The 23355-nt window shown below is 62.5% G+C and carries 24 protein-coding genes and 1 pseudogene; 22 read left to right on the plus strand and 3 right to left on the minus strand.

Annotated features, from left to right (window positions below):
* Positions 1-11 precede the first annotated feature (11 nt).
* Positions 12-692, minus strand: a complete 681-nt coding sequence (locus tag FS819_RS00320) for a hypothetical protein (protein ID WP_234625110.1) — start codon at positions 690-692, stop codon at positions 12-14.
* Between the two features lie 699 nt (positions 693-1391).
* Between FS819_RS00320 and FS819_RS00325 the strand changes: the two genes are divergently transcribed.
* Positions 1392-1709 carry a DUF736 domain-containing protein gene (locus FS819_RS00325; protein WP_020011524.1) on the plus strand — a complete coding sequence of 106 codons (318 nt, stop codon included), beginning with the start codon at positions 1392-1394 and terminating at the stop codon, positions 1707-1709.
* Positions 1710-1778: 69 nt separating this feature from the next.
* Here FS819_RS00325 and FS819_RS00330 read toward each other — a convergent pair whose 3' ends face one another.
* Complete coding sequence (locus FS819_RS00330; RefSeq protein ID WP_234625109.1) at positions 1779-2432, minus strand: abortive infection system antitoxin AbiGi family protein; 654 nt, start codon at positions 2430-2432, stop codon at positions 1779-1781.
* 271 nt (positions 2433-2703) lie between these two features.
* Between FS819_RS00330 and FS819_RS00335 the strand changes: the two genes are divergently transcribed.
* The 3 genes from FS819_RS00335 to FS819_RS00345 all read left to right on the plus strand — a co-directional run bounded on the left by FS819_RS00335 (position 2704) and on the right by FS819_RS00345 (position 4645).
* The gene (locus FS819_RS00335; RefSeq protein WP_234625108.1) at positions 2704-3546 is read left to right on the plus strand and encodes a DUF932 domain-containing protein; all 843 of its coding nucleotides are present in this window, start codon (positions 2704-2706) and stop codon (positions 3544-3546) included.
* Positions 3547-3861: 315 nt separating this feature from the next.
* Entirely contained in the window at positions 3862-4065 is a 204-nt protein-coding gene (locus tag FS819_RS00340; protein WP_234625107.1) for a transcriptional regulator domain-containing protein, read from the plus strand.
* Between the two features lie 58 nt (positions 4066-4123).
* Complete coding sequence (locus FS819_RS00345; protein WP_234625126.1) at positions 4124-4645, plus strand: DUF2285 domain-containing protein; 522 nt, start codon at positions 4124-4126, stop codon at positions 4643-4645.
* A gap of 22 nt (positions 4646-4667) precedes the next feature.
* Here FS819_RS00345 and FS819_RS00350 read toward each other — a convergent pair whose 3' ends face one another.
* The gene (locus tag FS819_RS00350; protein WP_234625106.1) at positions 4668-4973 is read right to left on the minus strand and encodes a DNA -binding domain-containing protein; all 306 of its coding nucleotides are present in this window, start codon (positions 4971-4973) and stop codon (positions 4668-4670) included.
* Positions 4974-5440: 467 nt separating this feature from the next.
* On the opposite strand from FS819_RS00350, the gene FS819_RS00355 reads away from it, so the two are divergent.
* The 18 genes and pseudogenes from FS819_RS00355 (at position 5441) to FS819_RS00440 (ending at position 23355) form a co-directional block, all read left to right on the plus strand.
* The gene (locus FS819_RS00355) at positions 5441-5713 is read left to right on the plus strand and encodes a helix-turn-helix transcriptional regulator (RefSeq protein ID WP_234625105.1); all 273 of its coding nucleotides are present in this window, start codon (positions 5441-5443) and stop codon (positions 5711-5713) included.
* Positions 5714-6847, plus strand: a complete 1134-nt coding sequence (locus tag FS819_RS00360) for a replication initiator protein A (protein WP_234625104.1) — start codon at positions 5714-5716, stop codon at positions 6845-6847.
* Positions 6844-7362, plus strand: coding sequence for a DUF2840 domain-containing protein (locus FS819_RS00365; RefSeq protein ID WP_234625103.1), 519 nt, complete (start codon positions 6844-6846; stop codon positions 7360-7362). Before FS819_RS00360 ends, FS819_RS00365 begins: the two co-directional genes overlap by 4 nt.
* Positions 7359-7904, plus strand: a complete 546-nt coding sequence (locus FS819_RS00370; RefSeq protein WP_234625102.1) for a S26 family signal peptidase — start codon at positions 7359-7361, stop codon at positions 7902-7904. The genes FS819_RS00365 and FS819_RS00370 overlap by 4 nt, the downstream gene beginning before the upstream one ends.
* Before the next feature lie 37 nt (positions 7905-7941).
* A complete protein-coding gene (locus FS819_RS00375) occupies positions 7942-8277 on the plus strand; it encodes a DUF736 domain-containing protein (protein WP_234625101.1) in 336 nt (111 codons plus the stop codon).
* Positions 8278-8281: 4 nt separating this feature from the next.
* A complete protein-coding gene (locus FS819_RS00380; protein ID WP_234625100.1) occupies positions 8282-9205 on the plus strand; it encodes a lytic transglycosylase domain-containing protein in 924 nt (307 codons plus the stop codon).
* Positions 9206-10460: 1255 nt separating this feature from the next.
* The gene (locus FS819_RS00385) at positions 10461-11582 is read left to right on the plus strand and encodes a DUF3363 domain-containing protein (protein WP_234625125.1); all 1122 of its coding nucleotides are present in this window, start codon (positions 10461-10463) and stop codon (positions 11580-11582) included.
* 236 nt (positions 11583-11818) lie between these two features.
* A complete protein-coding gene (locus tag FS819_RS00390) occupies positions 11819-12199 on the plus strand; it encodes a hypothetical protein (RefSeq protein WP_234625099.1) in 381 nt (126 codons plus the stop codon).
* A gap of 23 nt (positions 12200-12222) precedes the next feature.
* Positions 12223-13065: an AraC family transcriptional regulator gene (locus FS819_RS00395; RefSeq protein ID WP_234625098.1), complete on the plus strand. Its 843-nt coding sequence runs from the start codon at positions 12223-12225 to the stop codon at positions 13063-13065.
* The gene (locus tag FS819_RS00400; protein ID WP_234625097.1) at positions 13052-14860 is read left to right on the plus strand and encodes an ABC transporter ATP-binding protein; all 1809 of its coding nucleotides are present in this window, start codon (positions 13052-13054) and stop codon (positions 14858-14860) included. The genes FS819_RS00395 and FS819_RS00400 overlap by 14 nt, the downstream gene beginning before the upstream one ends.
* Complete coding sequence (locus tag FS819_RS00405; RefSeq protein WP_234625096.1) at positions 14854-16599, plus strand: ABC transporter ATP-binding protein; 1746 nt, start codon at positions 14854-14856, stop codon at positions 16597-16599. The genes FS819_RS00400 and FS819_RS00405 overlap by 7 nt, the downstream gene beginning before the upstream one ends.
* A gap of 82 nt (positions 16600-16681) precedes the next feature.
* Positions 16682-17659: pseudogene (locus FS819_RS00410) on the plus strand (MFS transporter); the annotation flags it as partial.
* Between the two features lie 308 nt (positions 17660-17967).
* Positions 17968-18903: a LysR family transcriptional regulator gene (locus FS819_RS00415; protein ID WP_234625094.1), complete on the plus strand. Its 936-nt coding sequence runs from the start codon at positions 17968-17970 to the stop codon at positions 18901-18903.
* Between the two features lie 256 nt (positions 18904-19159).
* A complete protein-coding gene (locus tag FS819_RS00420; RefSeq protein WP_234625093.1) occupies positions 19160-21151 on the plus strand; it encodes a conjugal transfer protein TraG in 1992 nt (663 codons plus the stop codon).
* Between the two features lie 10 nt (positions 21152-21161).
* Positions 21162-21623, plus strand: coding sequence for a ribbon-helix-helix domain-containing protein (locus tag FS819_RS00425; protein ID WP_234625092.1), 462 nt, complete (start codon positions 21162-21164; stop codon positions 21621-21623).
* A gap of 144 nt (positions 21624-21767) precedes the next feature.
* Positions 21768-22748: a P-type conjugative transfer ATPase TrbB gene (trbB, locus tag FS819_RS00430; protein WP_234625091.1), complete on the plus strand. Its 981-nt coding sequence runs from the start codon at positions 21768-21770 to the stop codon at positions 22746-22748.
* Positions 22745-23077: a TrbC/VirB2 family type IV secretion system protein gene (locus tag FS819_RS00435; RefSeq protein WP_234625090.1), complete on the plus strand. Its 333-nt coding sequence runs from the start codon at positions 22745-22747 to the stop codon at positions 23075-23077. Before trbB ends, FS819_RS00435 begins: the two co-directional genes overlap by 4 nt.
* Entirely contained in the window at positions 23077-23355 is a 279-nt protein-coding gene (locus tag FS819_RS00440) for a VirB3 family type IV secretion system protein (RefSeq protein WP_234625089.1), read from the plus strand. The genes FS819_RS00435 and FS819_RS00440 overlap by 1 nt, the downstream gene beginning before the upstream one ends.

Genomic DNA, 23355 nt, shown 5'->3' on the forward strand with positions numbered 1-23355 from the left:
CAGTCCCCCCGCTAATCAGATGATACCCACTTAGGTGCCGGGCCGCTCGGAAAGGACCATTCGCGACCGGTTTTTTCCTTCAGCTTTTCCAGTTGTTTTTGTAGTCGGCTTATCATCAGCTCATCGAGAAAGATAACCAGCGGTTCCCACTCAAGCGCACCTCCGACATGAAACCCCATGTTGAAGCTGACACTTAGATCGAACTTGCCTCCTTCGAAGCCAATGACCAAATTTCCGCTGATCGTATCGTGACCAACATTGTGCGCATATCGCTTATTGCGAAGTTCAACTATGTTGTCATGCACCGGGCGAAGCTTTGCTGGTAACGCTTTTCGAGAAACACCGCTCCCCAAGCCGCCGTCGACGAGGCGGCAGTATGTCGTGACGAATGCCAAGGTCAGCATATCGTTCTCTAGCGTCCACTCCATCGTCGCTTCAAAGTTAGTGGAAGCCAATCGGTGCTGAATGTAGCGGAGACTTGCCATCGTGGGAAACGCATGAACTAAGCGGTTCAAGTTATTTAAGCTCTCATCTACGCTCGCGAGAACAGTTTGGCCATCTTCTTTGAGGGCGTAGATGTGCTCCTGCCACTCGGCAGGCAGGTATTTGATCGCCTCCTCGGGGAATGCGACGTATTCTTTCTCGTCATCCTCTTCCACGTCACCATCCTTGCTTTCAGCATTTTGCTTCAAGATAGCTCCATACTCGCCGTAAATCCTCGGAATTTGGATCGATTCTACGCTTGGGGCGGCAGCGGTCCTTTCGCCGACGCCCCAATATGGCGAGGCTTCCAGAAGGCTGGCTTTCAGTCGCCGTTGCGGCGGGACCAGATGAGGTTGTGGCCGCGCCGCCCGTGGCCTGTCAGGCGACATAGCAAGGCCGGGAAACGCGGATCATCCGACAGGCCGGAGCTATTGGCGTGGCATCATGCGCGCGGACGTTCGGCAGCATCGTTCGAGGTCAACGCAACGATGGGAAAGTAGGACCGAACGTTCGTCACGCTCACCGGGGACAGTTGCCGAGCCATGACGGCGAGGATCAGGGCGGTAGTGCGTCGGCCTGCGAGGCCCACGCCGTTTCCGTTCTCGAGCGGCGAGGCGCAGGGATAGCCGCCATTGCCGTATTTCCCCGATTTCCTGAAACGGGCGCTCCATCCGCGATCTCGATTGGCATGGGTCTAGCCGGAGGACGGCTTCGCCTCGCTCGTCTCCGCAACGTCCATCGCCAACTTTTTTCCGCCGCCTTCGGCTTTGCATCGCGAAGCAAAAAAGCCGTCTCCGGCCGCCTTCCACTTCGTTCCAGCCCTCACGGGTGCAGGGCCGAGAGCCCCCGGTCAAACGCCCCCCCATCGAGGTCGCAATGGTGCGGCCCGACAGGAAAGGAATACGGCAATGGCGACCATCGGCACCTTCACCAAGAACGAAAACGGCGCGGGCTTCACCGGCGCGGTCAAGACCCTGACCCTCAACGTCAAGGCCAAGTTCGTCCCCTCCGAGGGCGAAAGCGAGCGCGGCCCCGACTTCCGCATCTTCGCCGGTGCGACCGAGTTCGGCGCGGCCTGGAAGAAGACCGCCCGCGAGACGCAGCGCGAATACCTCTCCGTCAAGCTGGACGATCCGAGCTTCCCGGCCCCGATCTACGCCAGCCTGGTCGAAGCAGAAGACGGCAGCGGCCACAACCTCATCTGGTCCCGCCGCAACGGCGACTGAAAGCCAGCCTCCCAAGAAGTCCCGCCGCGAGCGGGGCTTCTCTATGCTCATGGCCGCCACCGCGTGAGCCTACGGCTTCAAAAGACTTTTGATCTTATCCAGACTCCAATAGGGGTCGATAAAAGGACATTTGTAATTTGGTCCGAGTTGCTCGCGTTCGGCGTCATCGAAAAAATCTTTGGCGGCCTCGTGTAGATCTTCGGGGATAATCAAAAAGGCCGGATCGGTTTCCTTGAAATGGAGATCGCCGGTGTGACGCCATTCACGCTCCCATTCGAAGAAGTATGACGAACTTCCATACTGTCCGGGTAGGTCGACGAAAGGTGCCACACGCCAGATCGGATCGTCTGGGTTCCCCGCTGCGCCATCGATAAGTGAGCGTAAGGCCAAGGCGTGCGGCGTATCCTGATAGGCATAAAGGATCGGACCTCCGTTGCGCGCGACGATGAACTCTTTTCGGAAGACGATTCCGTATGAGCCGCGCTTGTCGGCCAGACGTTTGAGCTGATGCAGCGGCACTTCGCTGAAACAAACACATGGTGATGATTCTGTGTGATTCTTGCCGATGCCGAAGCGGTTACGCGCTTCGAGACGGCGACTCGCAAGAATGGAGATCGAATTATCGTATTCGCTGCTCGCCGCCGACTTCTTTGTAAAATGAACAACAAACGGGGACATATCTTCCCAGTTTGGATGGGTCGGTCCAATCAGCTTCTGCACCACAATTTTCTCCGAACGACTCAGTGAGCGCCGCAAGCGGCACGATTAATCTATTGAAACACTAAGGGCGCTGCCCTCGCGCGGCGCAAGGGACCGCTGACGCTCGACCGGGCCGGTCTCCCCAGCCTTCCTCCACATCGTTCCTCCGTTCCGTGCAGGCCGGGTGATCCCCCTCCGGCCCGGCCGCCCTTGCACCTTTCTACCCCGGTCTCGGCGACGGCCAGGGTTGCAGCGCAGCGCTGCGCTCCAACCCAAGCCCATGAGGATCAAGACCATGTATCACCAGCTCGCCACCCGGTTCGGTCGCAACTCGCATCAGATCAGCGGGCGTGAAGCCCTCGACAATGAAGCCCTTTACCGTCACGTCCCTTCTATCTTCGCCCGCGAGGCCCATGACAGCCGTTCCGAGCGTTACGTCTATGTCCCGACCATCGATATCGTGGAGGGGTTACGCCGGGAGGGGTGGTTTCCATTCTTCGCCGTGCAATCCGTTCCGCGTGACGACAGCCGCCACGGCCACGCCAAGCATATGCTGCGTCTGCGCCGGGATGACGGCATCGGCAAGCCGCAGGCCGCCGAAGTCATCATCGTGAACAGCCATGACGGGACCAGCGCCTATCAGATGTTCGCCGGGATGCTGCGTTTCGTGTGCACTAACAGCATGATTGCGGGCGAGCGGTTCGAGGAAATCCGCGTGCCGCACAAGGGCAATATCCAGCATGACATTATCGAGGGAGTTTATACGGTCGCGGAAGACTTCCCGCGCTTGATCGACGCCAGCGAAACCATGAAGGAAATCCGCATTTCCGAGGATGAGCGCCGTGTTCTGGCTGAGGCAAGCCTTGTCGCCCGCTATGGCGAGGATGGAAGTCCGCTGCGCCCCGAACAGATCATCGAGCCGCGCCGCCGCGAGGATATGGGCGGGAGCCTTTGGAGCACGTTCAACGTGATTCAGGAGCATTTGACCAAGGGCGGGCTGCGCGGCCAGAAGCGCAACGCCGAAGGTCGCATACGCCGCAGCCAGACCCGCGCCATCAACGGTATCGACCAGAACGTGACGCTGAATCGGGCGCTCTGGACGCTGGCAGAAGGAATGCAGCGATTGAAAGGATATTGATCGCGAGGGCGACAGGGCCGCCGACTTCGCGGCCCTGTCCTTCACCACAGACTTTCAGCACCCCCCAAAAAAACCGCGCCGATCCGGCCGTGCGGATCGGCGGCGCGCGGTCACGCTCGAAAACATGGCCGCGCTCGCCGGGTTGCGCCCGGCTCGCAGAATCACACAAGCACTCTTAAGAATAAAATAACCAAGACGGTGATCGCGTTAGGTGCTTCAGTTATCTTAACAGCACGACTACAGTTACTTTCAGCCATATTTGAAGCTCTCTATCCGGGCATTGCTTTGCATGAGCCCGGATAGAGAGGTAACGCCATGCTGAGCATCGACTGGCGTTCACCGGCGGCATACAAATTTGCCAAGAGCATCCCCGCTGCCGGTTTCGCTTGGGAATATCTTCGCCGCGACGACGATTATCGCCGCGAGTTTCAGGCAATGACCGCCACGAGCGAGCAAGATCCCGAATTGCTTGAAGCCTTCGTGCAACGCTGGGGGCTACGATTTTCCGACCGATCCTGAAACACCGTCTGATCGGCAATCACTGTTCTGGAATCCGAGCCTTCAGCCACAGGCGATATTGCTCTCTCCAGTGTGGCATCGCGACGGCGAGACGGAACCAATCATCACGCTGGCGCATCTCGACGGCCTCGACCTGCGCCGCGCTACAGACGGCTGGCATGGCATCTGGCAGGTCGATGGCACCGCCCATCAATTCTGGTTGCCGCAAGCCGTTCCCGATGCGGCGGCTTTCTACGCAGCATCCTTGCCGATGGATTCCTTTCTCGAACTGCGCGCCCATGCCGCTCGTCGATTCTGGCGCGCACTCAACGGCCGTCCGCCGGGTCCCGATTTTCGCGCATTGCCCGCCCAGCTCCGGCAATGGCACACCCTATCCCTGCGCGCTCTCGACGCTCGCCTTCGCGGTGAGAGCTACCGTGCCATCGCCGAAGTCCTACTCGGCTTTCACGGCACAAAGGAGGATTTCGAGGTCGATCCACGCAAGAACAAGGCCCGCCGTCTTGTCGCTCACGGCATCAAGATGATGCGCGGCGGCTATCGGCTGCTGCTGCACTATCCGATCAAGTCGCCGCCCAGATGAGGCCCACCGATCCAAACGGAGATCACTCGTGTCCGCTACCCAGCATAACGCTAGCGGCAGCCTGCTCCAGAATGCGCCGGTAGCCTGAATGGGAAAGCCATTGCGCGCGGGCGAGATGGCTTTCCCAGCAGCGGCGGCTACACGCTTCTTCTGCGACAGGATCGCGGTGTAGGACGATGCGGGCAACCTCTTTCCAGTCCGCGCCGTCCCGGCTCGCGTCCAGCAGGCGCAGATAGGTGACGTAGTGCTGTTCATCATAGGGCGTGATGATGTTTCCGCTCGGTGCTTCGTCGGCCACATCAGGATTGAGTTCGACTGCAACCCGCATTGGCACTCCCATTCCCGAGAGGGTTTCGTCTGCGGTGCGCCCCCGCAAACATCCTCTCTGACTCTTGGTGATCGGGGAGTTCGAAACCGTGACTAGACGGCCCCATGGCCTTTAGCTCGGAAAGCCTGTTGTATACGCCACAGGCTCCCCGACCATAGGTCAAGAAGTGTGTTGCCGTATCGGCCGGCAACAACCGCTAATCAGGGGTTTCGACGCCCCGGAGCAGCGCGTCTGCTCCGATTTCAGCCATAGCCGAACCGCGTGGGAATGTCTTCGCCGAATCCTCGCGGCTGGCAATGACCGCTGAATTACCTCAACTTATTTGCTTCACTGTAGCTTCTCCGGGGTGCCGCCTGCGCATGAGCGCAAATGCGGCACGCTATCCGCCGCCGATCCCTCGCCATGGTTCGCCATAGCCCGCTGTCACCACCGACAGCGGCAACCCTGACCAACCCGGAGGTGATCCCATGGCCATCCGCCCCAACGCGGAGATGCCGCCGCGCCTGTTGCGCACACAGGAAGCAGCCCGCTTCCTCGGCATTTCCATCCGCACCCTTGAGAAGCACCGGACCTACGGCACCGGCCCGACCTATCGCAAGATCGGCGGCCGCGTCCTCTACACCATCCGCGATCTGGAAACCTGGTCCGAGATCGGCACCCGCAAATCCACCCACGATCCCAACGCCGGCACGGTCTTTCCCGCGCGTCCGCTGACCCCTGAAGAGCGGGGTAAGTGCTGAATGCTGCGCGACGACGATCACAGACCCGCGCAGCTCGGCGACGCCAGCGAGCGCAGCCGCCTCGACCCCTTCGTGGTCGCAACCGGAGACGCCGCGCCGCGCGACCAGCGCGATTTGATGGAGCGGCCTTTCTTCTCGCTGGCGAAGACGCCGCGCACCAAGCCGATTCTCTACAAAGCAGCCGATGTCGAAGTGCAGGTGCTCGCCATGCCCGAGCACGGCATGGCGACCATATGGGACGCGGACGTGCTGATATGGGCGGCCTCGCAAATCGTGGCCGCCGAGAACAACGGCCTCAACACGTCGCGCTTCTTCCGCTTCACACCCTATCATTTGCTGCGCGCCATCGGACGACCGACGGGCAACCGCCAATATGTGTTGTTGAAAGCCGCGCTCGCCCGTCTGCAATCCACCGTCATCGCCACGACGATTCGCAACGGCCCGCATTGGCGGCGTCGGCAGTTCTCATGGATCAACGAATGGGAAGAGATGACGACGCGCGCCGGCCGCGTCGAAGGCATGGAATTCGTCCTGCCCGAATGGTTCTACAACAGCGTTGTTGACCGCTCGCTGGTTCTCACCATTGACCCGGCCTATTTCCGGCTGACGGGCGGCATAGAACGCTGGCTATACCGTGTCGCCCGAAAGCACGCCGGCCACCAGCACACCGGCTGGCTGTTCGAGGTCGCCCATCTCCATGTGAAGTCCGGCAGCCTCGCTCGCGTTTCCGACTTCGCGCTCGACCTGCGCCGCATCGCGGCCCGCCAACCGCTCCCCGGCTATCACCTCCAGATCGAGCGAAAAGACGGCCGCGAGTTGGTGCGCATCCGCCCCGAAAACCTGTCCACAGTGCCTGTGGAAACGCCTGTGAATACCATCGGCACATCAGGCGCACGGGGTATCGGCACATCGGGCGCAGCTCTATCGGCACATCAGGCGCACGAACCGCAGTTAAGCCTTTGGTCTACGACGCGGAATCCGACCGCTAACTTAGAATCTAACAGAGAAACTAACTCTTCTTCTTTGATGCGCGCGCACGCGAGGCGTGGTGCCGGTGCCGCCCGATCCGTCGCCGACGTGCTGCGCGACATGCTCGCCCGCGACCTCTCTGACAATCAGGGAGATCGACCATGAGCGGCAAAGCCTCCCGCCGCGCGCATGGCCGTCCACTGCCGGACGGACCAGCGCCGTTCACCACCCTGGTCGAGCTGACCTTCCAGAAACAGAAGATCGAGCATTGGATACGCTTCGGTCGCAAGAGCTACGAACAGATTCTCGACCGTCGCCGCAGCATCGTCGGCTTTGCGCCGGAAAATATCTTCGCCTTTGTCCGCTGGGCCGCAGGCGAGCATGGCACGATCATTTCGCGCATCGACATCGTGCGCGCCATCGGTCGCGGCGAGCCGTTCCAGACGCTGCCCTTCGTCCGTCCTGGCGGCGAAATTCTGCTCCGCCTCGACGGTTGGTCGAAGGTCCAGCGCGCCCTTGGTGCGATCGACGCGGTGGAGGCGCTTGGCCTCGATCCGGCCGACGCTTCGCCCGATCACTGGCGGCACGTCCATAACCGGCTGACTGCCGGTCTGGAGCCGAGCCCCTACACGCCCGAGCGTCATGCGGCATGGATCGGTCGCCGAAGGATCGACCCATGAGCCGCCGCCGCATTCTCGCGGTGACGTTGCTCGCCATCGTCGGCATTGCCGCCACCAGCGCCGTCGAGACACCGACGAAACTCATCTGGAACGCCACGGCGAGCGCGCCGGTCGGCTTCTACACCATCGAGCCGGCCGACCGGATCGAAGTGCCGGAACTCGTCGCCGTTATGCCACCCGAACCGCTCGCCGGCTTCATGGTTGCGCGCGGCTATGTCGGTCGCGGCGTGCCGCTGCTGAAGCGCGTCATCGGCTTGCCGGGCCAGCGGGTTTGCCGCAGCGGCCGCACCGTCACCGTCGACGGCGTGGAGATGGGCGACGCGCTCGACCGCGACCGGATCGGCCGCGATCTGCCCGTCTGGCAAGGCTGCCGCGTCATCGCCGACGGTCAGCTTTTCCTCATGAATTGGGACGTCCGCGATAGCCTCGACGGCCGTTACTTCGGCCCCATCCCCGCAAGCTCCGTCATCGGCCGGGCGCTGCCGCTCTGGACCGACGAGGAAGGCGACAGCCGCTTCGTCTGGCGCGCACCGACGCACTGACCATCCCCACCACAACCACCAGCGAAGGAGATTACCCATGCCACAGATCGGTCAATTCACGCGCGAGGAATCCGGCTTCACCGGGCGCGTTCACACGCTCACGCTTTACCGCGAGATCACCATCGCTCCCACCGAACATTCGGATGCGGAGAACGCGCCGGACTATCGCGTCCACCACGGAGCCGACGACGGCCCGGAGATTGGCGCGGCGTGGAAGCGCACCGGCGAGAAGGCCGGCGAATATCTTTCCGTGCTGCTCGACGATCCGGCCCTGCCGCAGCCGATCCGCGCCAACCTGTTCCGCGACGACGATGCGGGAGCGTCGTGGTCGCTGCACTGGAGCCGCCCGAAACCGCGCGAAGAGCGGGATTAAGGCCATGCGGTCCCGTGTCATCATCGCGCTCAAAGTCTTCATCCCATTGTTCGCGGAAAGGCCGTCTCATCCCTTCGTCCCGCTCGACCACAGGACGGCCGGCGCGCGCAGCGAAGGTCAAGGGCGGCCATCGGCCGGCGCCTCGCGCGTACCCTTAACCGTAGCGAGCACGCTGGCAGGTTGGCGTCGTGGCGGAGAAAGGTCGGCATGGCGTTATGCCGTTTTCCTGCTCGCTGGCGTGCTTGCGCTCGGCACGGGACCGGCCGTGACGCTCGCGCAATCCGCACCTATCATGCAGACGGTCGCCGTCGATGCTCACGCAGGGCATATCGCGGAGGCGTCGCAGCGTTTCGGCATCCCCGAGCGCTGGATTCGCGCCGTCCTGCGCGCCGAGAGCGCGGGCGACGTGCGCGCGATCTCGTCGGCGGGCGCGATGGGGTTGATGCAGGTTATGCCCGATACCTGGGCGGGCCTGCGCGTCCGCTATCGGCTCGGCCGCAACCCCTACGATCCGCGCGACAACATCCATGCCGGCACGGCCTATCTGCGTGAAATGTGGGACCGCTACGGCACTATCGCGGCGATGCTCGCCGCCTACAATGCCGGTCCCGGCCGCTACGACGAGTATCGTTTGACGGGCCGCGTGCTGCCCGCCGAAACCCGCGCCTATGTCGCTGCGCTTACACCGACGCTTGGCGGCGCGGTCGCATCCGAGACGCCGGAGCAGCAGGCCGCACCGCCACCAGATTGGCGCGATGCACCGCTCTTCGTCATGCGCCCGAGCGACAGGCGGGTCGCCGATCCCGTGCAGACTATCGGCACATCAGGCGACGGTCGCGCCGCCGTTCCGGTGCGTGAGCGCCGCAATACGGAGCCGCGAGACGGCAGCATGTTCGTAGCGCGCGCAGGCGACGGAGGAGCACCATGATGACGGCATTCCCGCGCTCGCTCGTGTTCATTCCGGTGTGCAGTCAGGCAGGGTCGCGCCTGGCTGCGTTCTCGGTAGGAAGGGCGGAAAGGGCAGAAAAGGCGGAGGGCAAGATAAAGGAAACCGGCACCATGTCGGTCTGGTTTCAGGGCAAGCCCTTGTCTGCACACTGTTTGGGGGAGCCGCGAGCGGCACCATGGTTTTGGACCCCACGTGCCGCGTGTCCGCGCAAAGCCTTGGCTTTGCAGAGTTTCGACCGGCACTCTAGCCCGAATTCAGGCGTTTTTCGGCTGGTTGGGCCGGAGGCGCATCCATGAGCGCCGACGACGAATTCCGCTTCCGGCCGAGACCCGGCCGCATCCGCGCCGATACGCCGAAGGCGGGTAAGGCCAAGAGCTTTCTCACGCAGGCGAAGAAGATCGCGCGCCAGCATAGCAACGCTCCGGCCAGATCGTCGGCGCGGCCGGCGCAGCGCGCTAACTCATCCCCCGGCGCGAAGAGCGGCAGAGCTTCCGGCGCGGCCAAAGGTCCGGGCCTCAAGCGCGGGCGCGGCGCGGCCTTCGTGCGCGCCCGCACACTCTCTGGTGGCTGGAAGCACAGCGCGCCCGGAATGCGCCGCATCATCGTCAAAACCCGCTATGTCCAGGGCGCGGGCATGAACGGGAAGTCGGCCGCGCATCTGCGCTACATCCAGCGCGACGGCACCTCACGCGACGGTGAGAGCGGCCAGCTCTATTCCGCCACCGAGGATCGCGCCAATGGTTCGGCCTTCGTCGAGCGCGGCGCGGACGATCGCCATCAGTTCCGCTTCATCGTCTCGCCCGAGGATGGCGCGGACCTGTCCGACCTGACGGCTTACACCCGCGACCTCATGAGCCAGGTCGAAACCGATCTCGGCACGAAGCTCGATTGGGTCGCGGTCAACCACTACAACACCGGACATCCTCATGTGCATGTCATCGTCCGGGGCAAGGACGAACTGGGCGAGAACCTTGTCATCAATGGCGACTATCTCGCCAACGGGATCAGGGAGCGCGCCGGCGAATTGACCACGCTCGAACTTGGTCCCGTCACCGAGATCGAGCAGAGCCGCAAGCTGTCGGCCGAGATTGACCAGGACCGTTTCACCCGCATCGACCGGGCCATGACCGAGGAAGCCGATGAACGCTTCCTCGACCTGCGCCATGAGCCGGCCGATCCGAAACGCCAGTTCAATCGCACGCTGCGCCTGCGCCGTCTCGCCAAGCTGGAGAAGATGGGCCTCGCCACCGAACATGCTCCGGGCGTCTGGGAATTGAGCGAGCGCATGGAACCGGCTCTGCGCGATCTGGGCGAACGTGGCGACATCATCCGCAATATGCACAAGGCGCTGAAGGCGGACGGCATGGAGCGCGACCCCATGACCTTCCATATTCACGGCGCTGCACCCGAGACGCCCATCGTCGGCCGCGTCATCGACAAATTTCTCACCGACGAGCTGGGCGAAAACCTGACCGTCGTGGTGGATGGGATCGACGGCCGGACGCACCATGTCGCCGGCATCGACGCCGCCCGCGTCGCGGACGCCCGGATCGGCAGCATCATCGAGGTTGGCCCCGCCGAGACCGCGAGCCGTCCATCCGACCGAACCATCGCGGCCATCGCCGAGGGCGGCGTCTATCGCCCGAGCCGCCATCTCGAACAGGCGAAGTTCGAGGGCCGCGTTCCGGGCGGCGATTACGAAGGCTATGTCGATGCGCATGTCCGCCGGCTGGAGGCGCTGCGCCGCGCCGGGATCGTAGAGCGGATCGAGGCCGACCAGTGGCGCATCCCCGAAGACTTCGAGAGCCGTACCGCCGCCTATGACGCCGGCCGCAACCGGCAGGCCAATATCCGTATCCTCTCCGCCGCCCGGTTGGAACAGCAGATCGGCTCGGACGGCGCCACCTGGCTCGACCGGCGGCTTATCTCGGCCGAGGCATCGGATCTCGCTCCGTCCGGCTTCGGGCAGCAGGTCCGCGAGGCGATGGATCGTCGCCGCGAGCATCATATCGGTCTGGGTGACGCCGCGCTTCAGCAGAACGGCCGCATCGCCTATAGGCGCAATCTCCTCGCCACACTGCGCGAGCGCGAGGTGGCTCGTGTCGGCAGCGAGATCGCCGCGACCAAGGCACTGCCGTTCCGCGCCGCCACGGACGGCGAGACCGTCGCCGGCAAGTTCACCGGGACCGTGCAGTTATCGAGCGGCAAGTTCGCCATCGTCGAGCAAAGCCACGAGTTCACCCTTGTTCCATGGCGGCCCGTCATTGACCGTCATCTTGGCCGAGACGTTGCGGGTGTCGTGCAGGGCGGATCGGTTTCGTGGCAGTTCGGCCGGCAAAGAGGAATCGGCCTGTGAGAAGGTTCACAAGCGAACCGCTTTCCTTTGCAGTTGCGAGGTCCACCGACACTGCGATTACATCCGGTATCTCGCCAGGAATTCTTGCGCCACGGCCTCGCTCGCGTCTGCTGATTTGGCTGAATTGCGAAGTTTTTTGTCTGAACTCTGCAATGCGGAAACGGCCCAAGTTAATATGATAGCACAACTCAACTTCAAAATTTGAGCCTGCCGCTGCGCAGCTCAGGAGCTGCGCTATGAACGTAGATTCGTCTGACTTTCCTTTCGTTCGCATGAACAACGACGCTCCGAGCGTTGCGCCAGTGGAAGAACTACTGCGGCAGTTCTCAGATCTTCTGGCGCGGAACGAAGCCTTCCTTTTCATGAGCGAAGGCGCATTCGACACCAGCGGCGACAACGTCGAAGACCGCAAGAAGGTGTCGCTCTGGATGAAAGCCAACAAGGGCGAGATCCGCCGACTCGTCAAAGGGCATATCCATGTTCAGCCGGACACCGTGAAGCGCGTAGCCGCCAAGGCATTTGCGCTCATATCCGAGAAATTCTGGGGCTATCCCATGTTCATCGTCGCCACGCCGGAAGAGGCCCAGGAGAAGGCTGCGGCGCTTTTGGCATCCTGAGCATCAACGCAGGAGACCTCTTGATGCTCGTCGGCGGAGAAGTATTCGACGCAGCCTATGTGGACAGGATCGACAGCCCGATCATCGTGATCGGATTGGGCATGGCGACCGATAGCTGGGAGCATCCAATCCACAGCCATCGCAAAGCCCAGCTCATCTTCGCCGATACCGGCCTCATCACGGTCGAAACCGAAGAATGCGTCTGGGTCGTGCCGCCCCAGAGCGCGGTCTGGATTCCCGGTGGGATGGTGCACCGCGCCCGTAATTCCGGTGACCCCAAGGGGTTTGCCGTCTTTATCGAACCACGGATCGCCGGCGCATTGCCGGACACCTGCAGCACGATGGCTGTATCGCCATTCCTGCGGGCGCTGCTCGAGCGAACTGCGGCTTTGCCTTCGGAGTACGATTCTTTTGGCCCGCAGGCGCGGTTGATGGGGGTGCTGCTCGACGAACTGGCGGCCGCACCGCCGGAATGGCTCCACCTGCCGATGCCGAGCGACCCGCGTTTGAGGAAGCTCGCCGATGCGATGCTCGCAACTCCTTCCGACCATACCACTCTCGATCAATGGGCCGGCCGGGTCGGCATGAGCGAACGCAACATGGCGCGGCTGTTCGTATCGGAGACAGGCCTCTCCGTCAGCAAATGGCGGCGCCACATGCACATCATCACCGCCTTGCCGCTGCTGGCTCAGGGCCAGACGATCCAGTCGGTTGCGGACGAACTCGGATATGACAGTCCCGGAGCCTTCGTCACCATGTTCCGCAAGGAAGTGGGTGCGCCGCCACGCCGTTTCCTGGCCGAGCGCACGGCCAATATCCGCGCACCCTTGAACATTCCTTCCGGAGGTTTCTATGAGTATCAGTGAGGCGGCACCGCCTGGAAAAAAGCAAAGTCCCATCGGGCAGGTTCTGCAACCGATCCGCGGCCGGTTGACCGTGGCGGCCGTCATGGCGGGGCTCGGAACCGCAATGACTCTGGCCCCCCTGGCCGGCATCGCGCATATCGCCAAGATCGCCCTCAGCGATACTGATCTGTCAGCCATCGCAGCGCTTGGACAAGCGCAGGCAGAAGTCTGGCAGACCGTCCTGTTCAGTCTGCTCAGCCTGTTTGCCGGGCTCGCTCTGGTTTCGTGCGCGGAACTGCTCGCGCACCTCGCCGACAATCATGTCACCCACCATTTGCGGGTCGCGGCCACACGGCGACTGTCACAGGTGCCGCTCGGGTGGTTTACCGGCCGCGCCTCGGGCGAGGTCAAACAGGCCATGCAGGACGATGTCGGCACGCTGCATGACCTGACGGCCCATTTCTACACCACGATGGGCCGCGCAATCGGCGCCATGGTGGCGTCGGTCATCTATATGTTCTTCATGGACTGGCGGATGGCCATCATCTCCATCCTGCCGTTCCCGCTGTTTTTCGTGATCTTCGGCGCCTCCATGAAGAGCGGTGAAGACCGCATGAATCAGTTCGTCACCGGCCAGGCCCGCATCAACAACGCCGTCGTCGAGTTCATCAACGGCATTCCCGTGGTCAAGGCGTTCGGGACGAGCGGCAAGGCGCATGCCGGCTATCGGCAGGCGGTCGATGCCTTCACCGAAGCATTCCTTGGCATGACGCGCCCGTTGCTTCGCTCGGTCGCAATGGCCAATGCCGTCATCGCGCCGACGACGGTGCTGGGCGTCGTGCTGGCGGCGGGTACCGCGTTCGTGGCGCTGGGTTGGATCGCGCCCGTCGACATTCTGCCGTTTGCCCTTGTGGCGCCGGGGATATCGGCCTCGCTGGTGATGATCGGCTACATCACCCATGGACTGCGCAACGCAACGGGTGCTGCGGTGCGGGTGCAGGCTCTTCTGGATACGCCGGTGCTCGATCAGCCGGCGGCAGGCTCCCTGAAAGCCCCCGAACAGACCGAGATCCGCGTCGAAAACGTCTCTTATGCCTATGACGAGCAGAATCCCGTTCTGTCCGATGTCAGCTTCATACTGAAGCCTGGCACGGTAACGGCCATCGTCGGCTCGTCAGGCGCAGGTAAGTCGACGCTCGCCCGCCTGCTGCTTCGCTTCTTCGACCCGACCGAAGGCCGCATCACGCTCGGCGGCGCCGATTTGAGGCACATCCCCACGCCGGAGCTTTATCGCAAGATTGGCTTCGTCCTACAGGAAGTCCGCCTGATCCACGCCAGCGTGCGCGACAACATCGCTCTCGGTCGGTCCTCGGCCACCCAGCAGGAGATCGAGGAAGCGGCCCGCGCTGCCAACGTCCACGAGCGCATCGTCAGCCTGCCGCGCGGATACGCTTCCGTCATCGGCGAGGATGCGCAGCTTTCCGGCGGTGAACAGCAGCGCATCAGCATCGCGCGAGCGGTCCTGCTCAATCCGCCGATCCTTGTGCTCGATGAGGCGACAGCCGCGGCCGATGCGGAGAACGAGGTCGCGATCCAGGAGACGCTTTCGAGCTTCGCCAAAGGACGCACATTGCTGGTCATCGCTCACCGTCTCGACACCGTCATGCACGCGGACCGCATCATTGTTATCGAAAACGGCGCAATCCGCGAACAGGGCGACCACGCTGAGTTGCTAGCCCGAAGTGGCCGCTATGCCCAGCTCTGGGCTTTGAGTGGTCACGACGCCAACCAGAAAGAGGCCGCTCCGACATGCTGAACACACTGACCCAACTGCTGGGTGCTGACGCCCCTGTCTTCCGCCGCTATGTCCGCATGGCCGCCATTTATGGGCTGCTGAGCGGTCTGACGATCACAGCGCTCGTGCCCGTCATCAGCAACCTCCTGCTCAACCAGACACAAACTGCCGCGTCCTGGCTCCTTTTCTTCTTCGTCGGCGTGCTCGCCTGCTGGGCGCTGCGCCGGTACGTCGAGGAGGCCGGCATGGGGGTGGGCACGGCCATCGTCCAGAGCGCGCGCCACCGGATCGGTGATCACATCGCCAGCCTTCCGGTCGGATGGTTCTCGCCCGAGAATACCGCACGCCTCAGCCATGTCGTGTCGCACGGCATGATGGAGGTCGCACAGCTTCCCGCGCACCTGTTCACTCCGCTGATCAGCAGCGCCGTGACACCGATCGTCATCGTGCTGGCCCTGCTTGCCCTGAACTGGCAGATGGGTCTCATTGCACTGGTTGCATTGCCGATCCTCGCGGGCATCTTTGTCATCGCCTCGCGTCTGGGGATGGCGGCAGATGAAGGATTCCATCACAAGGCGGCCGCGACCAGCCAGCGCATCGTCGAGTTCGCTCAGGCACAATCGGTCCTGCGCGCCTTCAACGGCGAAGGTGGCGGCACGCGCTTTCTCGAACAGGCGATCGAAGACCAGCGCAAATCGGGCTTGAAGCTCATCTATATGTCGGCGGTTTCCGTGGTCCTCAATGCGTGGGTGGTGCAGGTCATCTTCGCGGCCCTGCTGATAGTCGGCGCGCTGTGGCTGAACAGCTCTCTGGGCGCCGGTCTGGAAGCCGAGACAATGATCGCGGTCATCGTCGCATTGATGCTGGCCAATCGTTTCATCGACCCCTTGCTCGACGTTGCGGGTTATGGCGAGGCGATGCGCAGCGCGCGCGGCCAGCTCAACGCCATCCGCGACATCTTCGCCATAGCGCCGCTGCCGCAGGCGCGTTCGCCGCAAGCACCACGCGACGGGTCGGTCGAAATGCGCGACGTGTCTTTCCGCTATGAGACGGCGCAGCCAGACGTGCTGAAGGGTGTAAGCCTGCGTATCGCCCCCGGTTCGATGACGGCTCTGGTCGGGGCATCCGGTTCGGGCAAGACCACGCTTGTCCGCCTCATCGCGCGCTTCTTCGATGTGACCGGAGGCAGTGTTGCGATCGGCGGCATCGACGTGCGGGACATGTCGGACGATCAGCTTTCGGGCCAGATCAGCCAGATCTTCCAGAACACCTATCTGTTCCAGGGCAGCATTGGCGACAACATCCGCCTTGGCAAACCGGGTGCCAGCGATACGGAGGTGTTGGAGGCCGCACGGCTCGCCGGCGTTGCCGAAATCATCGCACGGCTGCCGCAAGGGCTGGAAACGCCGGTCGGTGAAGGTGGTGCTCGTCTTTCCGGAGGCGAACGGCAGCGCATCTCAATCGCGCGCGCCCTGATCAAGGCCGCTCCGGTTCTCCTGGTCGATGAAGCAACGGCCGCTCTCGATGCCGAAAATCAGGCGGCCATCGCGGAAACGCTGGCCAGACTGCGCGGCAAGCGCACCCTGATCGTCATAGCCCATCAGTTGTCTACGGTGGCCATGGCCGATCAGATCGTCGTGCTCGATGACGGCAAGATTGCTGAACAGGGCTCGCACGACGAGTTGAAGACGAAAGGCGGCCTCTATTCGCACTTCCTGGCGCAACGCCAGACCGCCAAGGGGTGGCGCATAGCTGCCTGACGGCCCGCTGCGCTTCCCCGTATCGTCTCAACACTGGCGTCTTGGGCATCTCCTGGGACGCCAGCAGCAATTAAGCCTGAAGATGGTCATACGTCGCAAATTCAACGCTCACAAAGCCCTGCTGATCGTCGGGCTTATCTTTGTCGCAACAAGCCTTCGCGGGCCTGTTACCGCCGTCGCACCAATTCTGGGCGAACTGCAATCGACGTTTGATCTTTCATCGGCTCTAGCCGGCTTCCTGACGACGCTGCCTTTGATCGCCTTTGGTGTCCTCTCGCCATTCGCAGCGATCTTCGCCCGGGAATATGGCCTCGAACGAGCCCTGTTCGGATCTCTTCTCATAACAATCGCGGGCATAGCGGTGCGCTCGGCCGGACCAGTGTGGTGTCTGTACCTAGGAACTGTCGTTTTTGGGGCTGGGATTGCCGTCAGCACCGTGCTGCTCCCCGGCATATTCAAGCGGGATTTTCCCGCTCATGTTCCCACCATCACCGGTATAGGCGCAATCAGCATCGGTGCCGCGTTCGCATCCGCAACTGCGGTTCCTCTGTCCAATGTCTGTGGATGGCAGATTGCGCTCGGGTCCGTCCTGGTGTTTCCAGCCGTTGCATTGGCAGCATGGCTTCCTCAACTGCGACATCCCTCCAGGCCAACACCCGACACCCCCAGCCCACCGCATGGAGGACCGGTCTGGCGATCTGTCATTGCCTGGCAGGTTACACTGCTCATGGGCGTCACTTCGCTGCTTTACTATGCGCTGGTCGGCTGGCTGCCAGCCATCTTGACCTCAAGCGGTTTCTCCGCTTCGCAAGCCGGCACACTTCATGGCGTGATGCAGTTCGCCTGGGCAGTACCGGGTCTCGTCCTCGGACCGATCGTTGCCGGCCTGAAGGACCAGCGATGGCTAACTGCGCTGATGGGCATCCTTACCGGCATTGCGTTCGTGGGACTGTACATTGCTCCCAGCTTGGCAGCTCTTTGGGTTCCGTGTTTTGGATTAGGGACAGGCGCTGGCATGCTGCTCGCCCTCATCTTCATCGGATTGCGTACCGGGAACGCTTCTCAGGCTGCTACCCTCTCCGGGATGGTTCAGTGCATTGGCAACCTGCTGGCCGCTTGTGGCCCTCCGCTCGCCGGGCAACTCCATCATGTGGTGGGAAATTGGTCCCTCCCGATAGCTGTTGGCGGCGTTCTTTCTGTTAGGATGGCAGCCCTTGGAACGCTGGCGGGGCGAGCGCGCATGATTGCGGCGTTGCCGTCTCCATTTCCGTACAATCGCAACTAAATGCCGTCACCAACATGCGGCGCCGGCATCTCAACGACAAAAATTCGCGAAATACATTGCGCCTATTCGGCGGCCGCATCTCCATGGCTTCCCTGGTTCAAACTCTTGCTGTCGCCGAGTACCTCAGCTTCCATAAGGCAGCGAAGGCGCTCGGCATCAGTCAGTCGAGTGTCAGTGCGAGGGTAAAATCACTTGAAGAAGAGCTCGGAATTCTTCTCTTTCATCGCAATACCCGCGGCGTCAGCCTCACTGAAGCTGGACGGCGTTTCGTCGAACAGGTGGATGAAGCAATGGTCATTCTCGACGATGCCATCAAGACAGCCGGCATGCGGGCGCATGGTGTAGAGGGACATCTACGTGTTGGAATACACTCTTTAACAACTGGAGGTGCATTGGATCATCTGCTCCGGCGATTTCGCTCTGAGCATCCTCTTATCCAACTGCACATTTCTGAAACCAGCGCCCGCGATGCGCAGATTAAGGTCAGGGAAGGAAAACTCGATATCGCCTTCATGGCTGACATTAAAGAAATCCCGGACCTTCATTCTCGTGTAGTTTGGCACGATCGCGTGATGGTGGCCGTATCAACAACACATCGTCTGGCAAGCAGGTCGAGTATAGATTGGCAACAACTCGCCGATGAACCCTTTCTTGTTAGGCAAGGCGGATCAGGCCCGCAGGTGCAAGAACTGATCGTACTTCGCTCGGTTGGACGATGGCCAATTCCAAACATCATCCGCTTGGATATTGGTAATAGTGCTCTCCTTTCGATGATAGCGGCTGAGCACGGTATCTCGTTGTTTTTGGAGGAAAGCGCCCTGACGCCAGTGCCAGGCGTGGTTTTCCTGCCCATTGCCGATGAGCCTGAGAGCGTTCGTTTTTCGGCGGTATGGTCTCCGAACAATCGCAGCCCCGTGCTCTCAAACCTGCTCAGTGTTGCACTTAAATTGCGTCAATCGTCAGTCCTGCTCAATTCTCCGTCTTTACCGGCTGGGTCCACGAAAAACGATCGATCATAATACGGCTCGGTTGAGCAAGGCCGCTCTGGATGGGCTGGCCTTCGCGCTTGGCAGCTTGCTAAGTCTAGCGCCGCCGCCCGCACGACGGCTCGATCCGTGAGAGATCGCTACCGGATACACAGGCGATCGCTTGACCAAACCATCCTATTTGTACGCCACAATATCCGGCAGCCCTCCCGCATCACCATTCCTGTTGCCACTCTCGGAAACGCCTATTCTCTGATCGGCTCCAACATTTTTGCCGATTGGAGCCTGTATGCGTGGAGGCCGAATACTCTGGGGTCAGATCGCCGTCGTCCTGACCATCGTTTTCGTCATGACCTGGACGGCGACGCAATGGACCGCATGGCGGCTCGGATTCCAGCCCCAGCTTGGCCATCCGTGGTTCGAGCTGGCCGGATGGCCAGTCTACTATCCACCAGCCTTCTTCTGGTGGTGGTTTTCTTTCGACGCCTACGCACCCGCGATCTTCACCGAAGGCGGGATCATCGCTGTATCTGGCGGCATTCTCGCCATCGCTGCTGCCATCCTCATGTCGATCATCCGAGCGCGAGAAGCGCGGAACGTAGCCACCTATGGCTCCGCCCGATGGGCGGGGGACAAGGAAATCCGATCCGCAGGCCTGCTCGGCCCCGATGGTGTCGTGCTCGGCCGCTATGATCGCGACTATCTGCGCCATGACGGCCCGGAGCATGTGTTGTGCTTTGCCCCGACGCGAAGCGGCAAAGGTGTCGGCCTTGTCGTGCCGACGCTGCTGACTTGGCCGGGAAGCTGCATCGTCCATGACATCAAAGGCGAGAACTGGAGCCTGACAGCCGGCTTCCGCGCCAAGCATGGCCGCGTCCTGTTGTTCGATCCGACCAACGTGCAATCCTCAGCCTACAATCCGCTCTTGGAGGTGCGGCAGGGCGAATGGGAAGTCCGCGACGTCCAGAACATTGCGGACATTCTGGTCGATCCCGAAGGCAGCCTCGACAAGCGCAACCATTGGGAAAAGACCAGCCACAGCCTGCTTGTCGGTGCGATTCTGCATGTTCTCTACGCGGAGCCCGACAAGACGCTGGCCGGCGTCGCGAACTTCCTGTCTGATCCTCGCCGCCCGGTGGAAGCCACCTTGCGCGCGATGATGGACACGCAACATTTGGGCAGGGCCGGCGTTCATCCCGTCATCGCATCGTCCGCGCGGGAACTGCTCAACAAGAGCGACAATGAACGGTCGGGCGTGCTTTCGACCGCCATGTCCTTCCTCGGCCTCTACCGCGATCCGGTCGTGGCGCGGGTGACGGCACGCTGCGACTGGCGTATTGCCGATCTTGTCGGAAGCCGGAAATCCGTTAGCCTCTACCTTGTCGTGCCGCCGTCCGACATCAATCGCACCAAGCCGCTGATCCGCCTGATCCTCAACCAGATCGGCAGGCGGCTCACCGAAGAACTAACGACCTCCAGTAAGCGCCATCGTCTGCTGCTGATGCTGGACGAGTTTCCCGCGCTCGGTCGTCTCGACTTCTTTGAGTCGGCGCTCGCCTTCATGGCCGGCTACGGCATCAAGGGCTTCCTGATTGCGCAGAGCCTCAATCAGATCGAGCGCGCCTACGGCCAGAACAATTCGATCCTCGACAATTGCCATGTGCGGGTGAGTTTCGCGACCAATGACGAACGCACCGCCAAGCGCGTTTCAGACGCCTTGGGCACGGCGACCGAGCTGCGCGATTCCACCAACTATGCGGGCCATCGGCTCTCACCCTGGCTCGGCCATCTCATGGTGTCGCGGCAGGAGACAGCGCGGCCGTTGCTGACGCCCGGCGAGATCATGCAGCTCCCACCCACCGACGAGATCGTCATGGTGGCAGGAACGCCGCCGATCCGCGCCACCAAGGCTCGCTATTTCGAGGACGCGCGGTTGCAGGAGCGCATTCTGACTCCTCCAGACCTTGCGGCCCTAGTGCCTGCTGCAAATCCGGCCACATCGGACGACTGGTCCGCCCGCGTTGTCTCGGCGGCGGATGGAGCATCCGCGACCACTACGGTCCACGCCGATGGCGACACAGCCAATGCCGGCATCCGCCGCGAGCCGGAATTGCCCGAGCATGAGGAAATCGTCGCGCCGCCACCGTCGCCGGCACAGGAGTTCGAGTTGCTGGACGACGAGCCCGACGTGGACGCGGCCAAGGCCAACGCGATGCGTGCCCAGATGCGCGTGGTCGCGCGGCAGGCGTCATTGGACCCCGGTGACGGGATCGAGCTTTGAGGAACGCGCCATGACGACTCGCACCCGCATGAATGTCTATTTCGACCCGGCGCTACTCAAACAGATCGACGCGCTGGCGCACCGCCGGAAGGTGTCGAAATCCGCCATCGTCGAAGCCGCCGTCGCATCCTTCCTGTCGGGCGATGCGAGCGAAAAACTGGAAGCGGCCATGTCGCGCCGTCTCGATAAGCTCGGCCGCCAGATCGACACGCTCGATGAAGATCTCGCCGTGCTCGGCGAAGCCGTCTCGCTGTTTGTCCAATTCTGGCTCATGGTCACACCGCCGCTACCAGACGGCGCGCATGCATCCGCCAAGGCAAAAGGTGCGGAGCGGTTCAAGGGTTTCATGCAGACGCTCGGCCGTCGATTGGCGACGGGAGACAGGTTCCTCAAAGAGCTGTCGCGCGATGTCGAGTCGGTCCCCGACGATCCCGCGGCAGATCAATTCGAGACGAACAGCGATCCCGCCTGAATAGTCGACCGTCCTATTCGCCGCCGATAGCCGCCGATCCCCGCACGCCTTCCGATACTTGTTGAACCGGCCTGATTTCAGGCTCTTTTAATCGACCCCGATCCGGGGACTGTCTGTTGCGCCTCGTGAAGAAACGGGGGCGATATGACTGCCAGCCATAACAAACCGGAAGCCATCGCACGCGGCGCGCGGATGCTGCGCACGGCGCTCGGCCCCGCCATCGCCCGGTTTCTGGAAGACCCCGCCGTCGTCGAAGTCATGTTGAACCCGGATGGCCGTATCTGGGTGGATCGGCTGTCGGAAGGTCTGGCCGATACGGGCGAGATGCTGTCCGCCGCCGATGGCGAACGTATCGTACGCTTGGTCGCCCATCATGTCGGCGCGGAAGTTCATGTCCGTGCGCCCCGCGTCTCGGCCGAACTGCCTGAGAGCGGCGAACGGTTCGAGGGGCTGTTGCCGCCTGTCGTCGCCGCGCCAGCCTTCGCCATCCGCAAGCCCGCCGTCGCTGTCTTCACGCTCGACGACTATGTAGCCGCCGGCATCATGACCGCCGGTCAGGCCGCGACGCTGCGCGCCGCCGTGGCAGCCCGCGCCAACATCCTTGTCGCCGGCGGCACCTCGTCCGGCAAGACCACGCTGACCAATGCGCTGCTGGCCGAGGTAGCGAAGACACAGGATCGCGTCGTCATTATCGAAGACACGCGCGAGCTGCAATGCGCCGCCCCGAACCTTGTCGCCATGCGGACCAAGGATGGCGTCGCCACGCTCTCCGATCTCGTCCGTTCGTCGCTGCGCTTACGGCCCGACCGTATTCCCATCGGCGAGGTGCGCGGCTCCGAAGCCCTCGATCTTCTCAAAGCCTGGGGCACCGGACACCCCGGCGGCATCGGCACCATCCACGCCGGAACCGGCATCGGCGCACTGCGCCGCCTCGAACAGCTCATCCAAGAGGCTGTCGTCACCGTCCCGCGCGCGCTGATCGCCGAGACAATCGACCTCGTTGCCGTCCTGTCCGGCCGCGGCTCCGCGCGCCGGCTCGCCGAACTCGCCCGCGTCGAAGGGCTCGGCTCCGACTGCGACTACCGCATCACCCAAGCCACCCCCACCACAGGAGAACCCACATGATCCGCACCGCTATCCGCGTGCGTCGCATGATCGCGACGGCCGCCACCTTCACCTACGTCAATCTCGTCCTCGTCCCGGCCGCCCATGCCTCCGGCTCGTCCATGCCGTGGGAAGCGCCGCTTCAGAAAATCCTCCAGTCGATCGAGGGGCCGGTCGCCAAGATAGTCGCCGTCATCATCATCATCGCGACGGGTCTGGCACTGGCCTTCGGCGACACGTCGGGCGGCTTCCGCAAGCTGATCCAGATCGTCTTCGGCCTGTCGATTGCCTTCGCGGCCAGCTCGTTCTTCCTGAGCTTCTTCAGCTTCGGCGGCGGGGCGCTCGTCTGATGGCGATGGCCTTCGAGCAACTCGACGTGCCGGGCTTCACTGTGCCGGTCCACCGGGCGCTAACCGAGCATATTCTGCTCGGCGGCGCACCGCGTTCCATCGCGATCCTAAACGGGACGCTCGCCGGGGCCGTGGGCCTCGGCCTACGCCTCTGGCTGGTCGGCCTCCTCATCTGGGCTGTCGGCCACTTCGCGGCAGTATGGGCCGCCAAGCGCGATCCGCTCTTCGTCGAGGTCGGGCGCAGGCACCTGCGCATCCCCGGTCATCTGTCGGTCTGA

Origin of the sequence: Allorhizobium sp. Av2, assembly GCF_021462805.2 — a bacterium.
GTDB lineage: Bacteria > Pseudomonadota > Alphaproteobacteria > Rhizobiales > Rhizobiaceae > Allorhizobium > Allorhizobium vitis_G.

Excerpts from the sequence above, each read along its gene's own strand:
- FS819_RS00325 (WP_020011524.1), top strand. The coding sequence starts at position 1,392 with ATGGCGACCATCGGCACCTTCACCAAGAACGAAAACGGCGCGGGCTTC.
- FS819_RS00335 (WP_234625108.1), top strand. The coding sequence starts at position 2,704 with ATGTATCACCAGCTCGCCACCCGGTTCGGTCGCAACTCGCATCAGATC.
- FS819_RS00340 (WP_234625107.1), top strand. The coding sequence starts at position 3,862 with ATGCTGAGCATCGACTGGCGTTCACCGGCGGCATACAAATTTGCCAAG.
- FS819_RS00350 (WP_234625106.1), bottom strand. The coding sequence starts at position 4,973 with ATGCGGGTTGCAGTCGAACTCAATCCTGATGTGGCCGACGAAGCACCG.
- FS819_RS00355 (WP_234625105.1), top strand. The coding sequence starts at position 5,441 with ATGGCCATCCGCCCCAACGCGGAGATGCCGCCGCGCCTGTTGCGCACA.
- FS819_RS00360 (WP_234625104.1), top strand. The coding sequence starts at position 5,714 with ATGCTGCGCGACGACGATCACAGACCCGCGCAGCTCGGCGACGCCAGC.
- FS819_RS00365 (WP_234625103.1), top strand. The coding sequence starts at position 6,844 with ATGAGCGGCAAAGCCTCCCGCCGCGCGCATGGCCGTCCACTGCCGGAC.
- FS819_RS00370 (WP_234625102.1), top strand. The coding sequence starts at position 7,359 with ATGAGCCGCCGCCGCATTCTCGCGGTGACGTTGCTCGCCATCGTCGGC.
- FS819_RS00375 (WP_234625101.1), top strand. The coding sequence starts at position 7,942 with ATGCCACAGATCGGTCAATTCACGCGCGAGGAATCCGGCTTCACCGGG.
- FS819_RS00380 (WP_234625100.1), top strand. The coding sequence starts at position 8,282 with ATGCGGTCCCGTGTCATCATCGCGCTCAAAGTCTTCATCCCATTGTTC.
- FS819_RS00385 (WP_234625125.1), top strand. The coding sequence starts at position 10,461 with ATGGGCCTCGCCACCGAACATGCTCCGGGCGTCTGGGAATTGAGCGAG.
- FS819_RS00390 (WP_234625099.1), top strand. The coding sequence starts at position 11,819 with ATGAACGTAGATTCGTCTGACTTTCCTTTCGTTCGCATGAACAACGAC.
- FS819_RS00395 (WP_234625098.1), top strand. The coding sequence starts at position 12,223 with ATGCTCGTCGGCGGAGAAGTATTCGACGCAGCCTATGTGGACAGGATC.
- FS819_RS00400 (WP_234625097.1), top strand. The coding sequence starts at position 13,052 with ATGAGTATCAGTGAGGCGGCACCGCCTGGAAAAAAGCAAAGTCCCATC.
- FS819_RS00405 (WP_234625096.1), top strand. The coding sequence starts at position 14,854 with ATGCTGAACACACTGACCCAACTGCTGGGTGCTGACGCCCCTGTCTTC.
- FS819_RS00415 (WP_234625094.1), top strand. The coding sequence starts at position 17,968 with ATGGCTTCCCTGGTTCAAACTCTTGCTGTCGCCGAGTACCTCAGCTTC.
- FS819_RS00420 (WP_234625093.1), top strand. The coding sequence starts at position 19,160 with ATGCGTGGAGGCCGAATACTCTGGGGTCAGATCGCCGTCGTCCTGACC.
- FS819_RS00425 (WP_234625092.1), top strand. The coding sequence starts at position 21,162 with ATGACGACTCGCACCCGCATGAATGTCTATTTCGACCCGGCGCTACTC.
- trbB (WP_234625091.1), top strand. The coding sequence starts at position 21,768 with ATGACTGCCAGCCATAACAAACCGGAAGCCATCGCACGCGGCGCGCGG.
- FS819_RS00435 (WP_234625090.1), top strand. The coding sequence starts at position 22,745 with ATGATCCGCACCGCTATCCGCGTGCGTCGCATGATCGCGACGGCCGCC.
- FS819_RS00440 (WP_234625089.1), top strand. The coding sequence starts at position 23,077 with ATGGCGATGGCCTTCGAGCAACTCGACGTGCCGGGCTTCACTGTGCCG.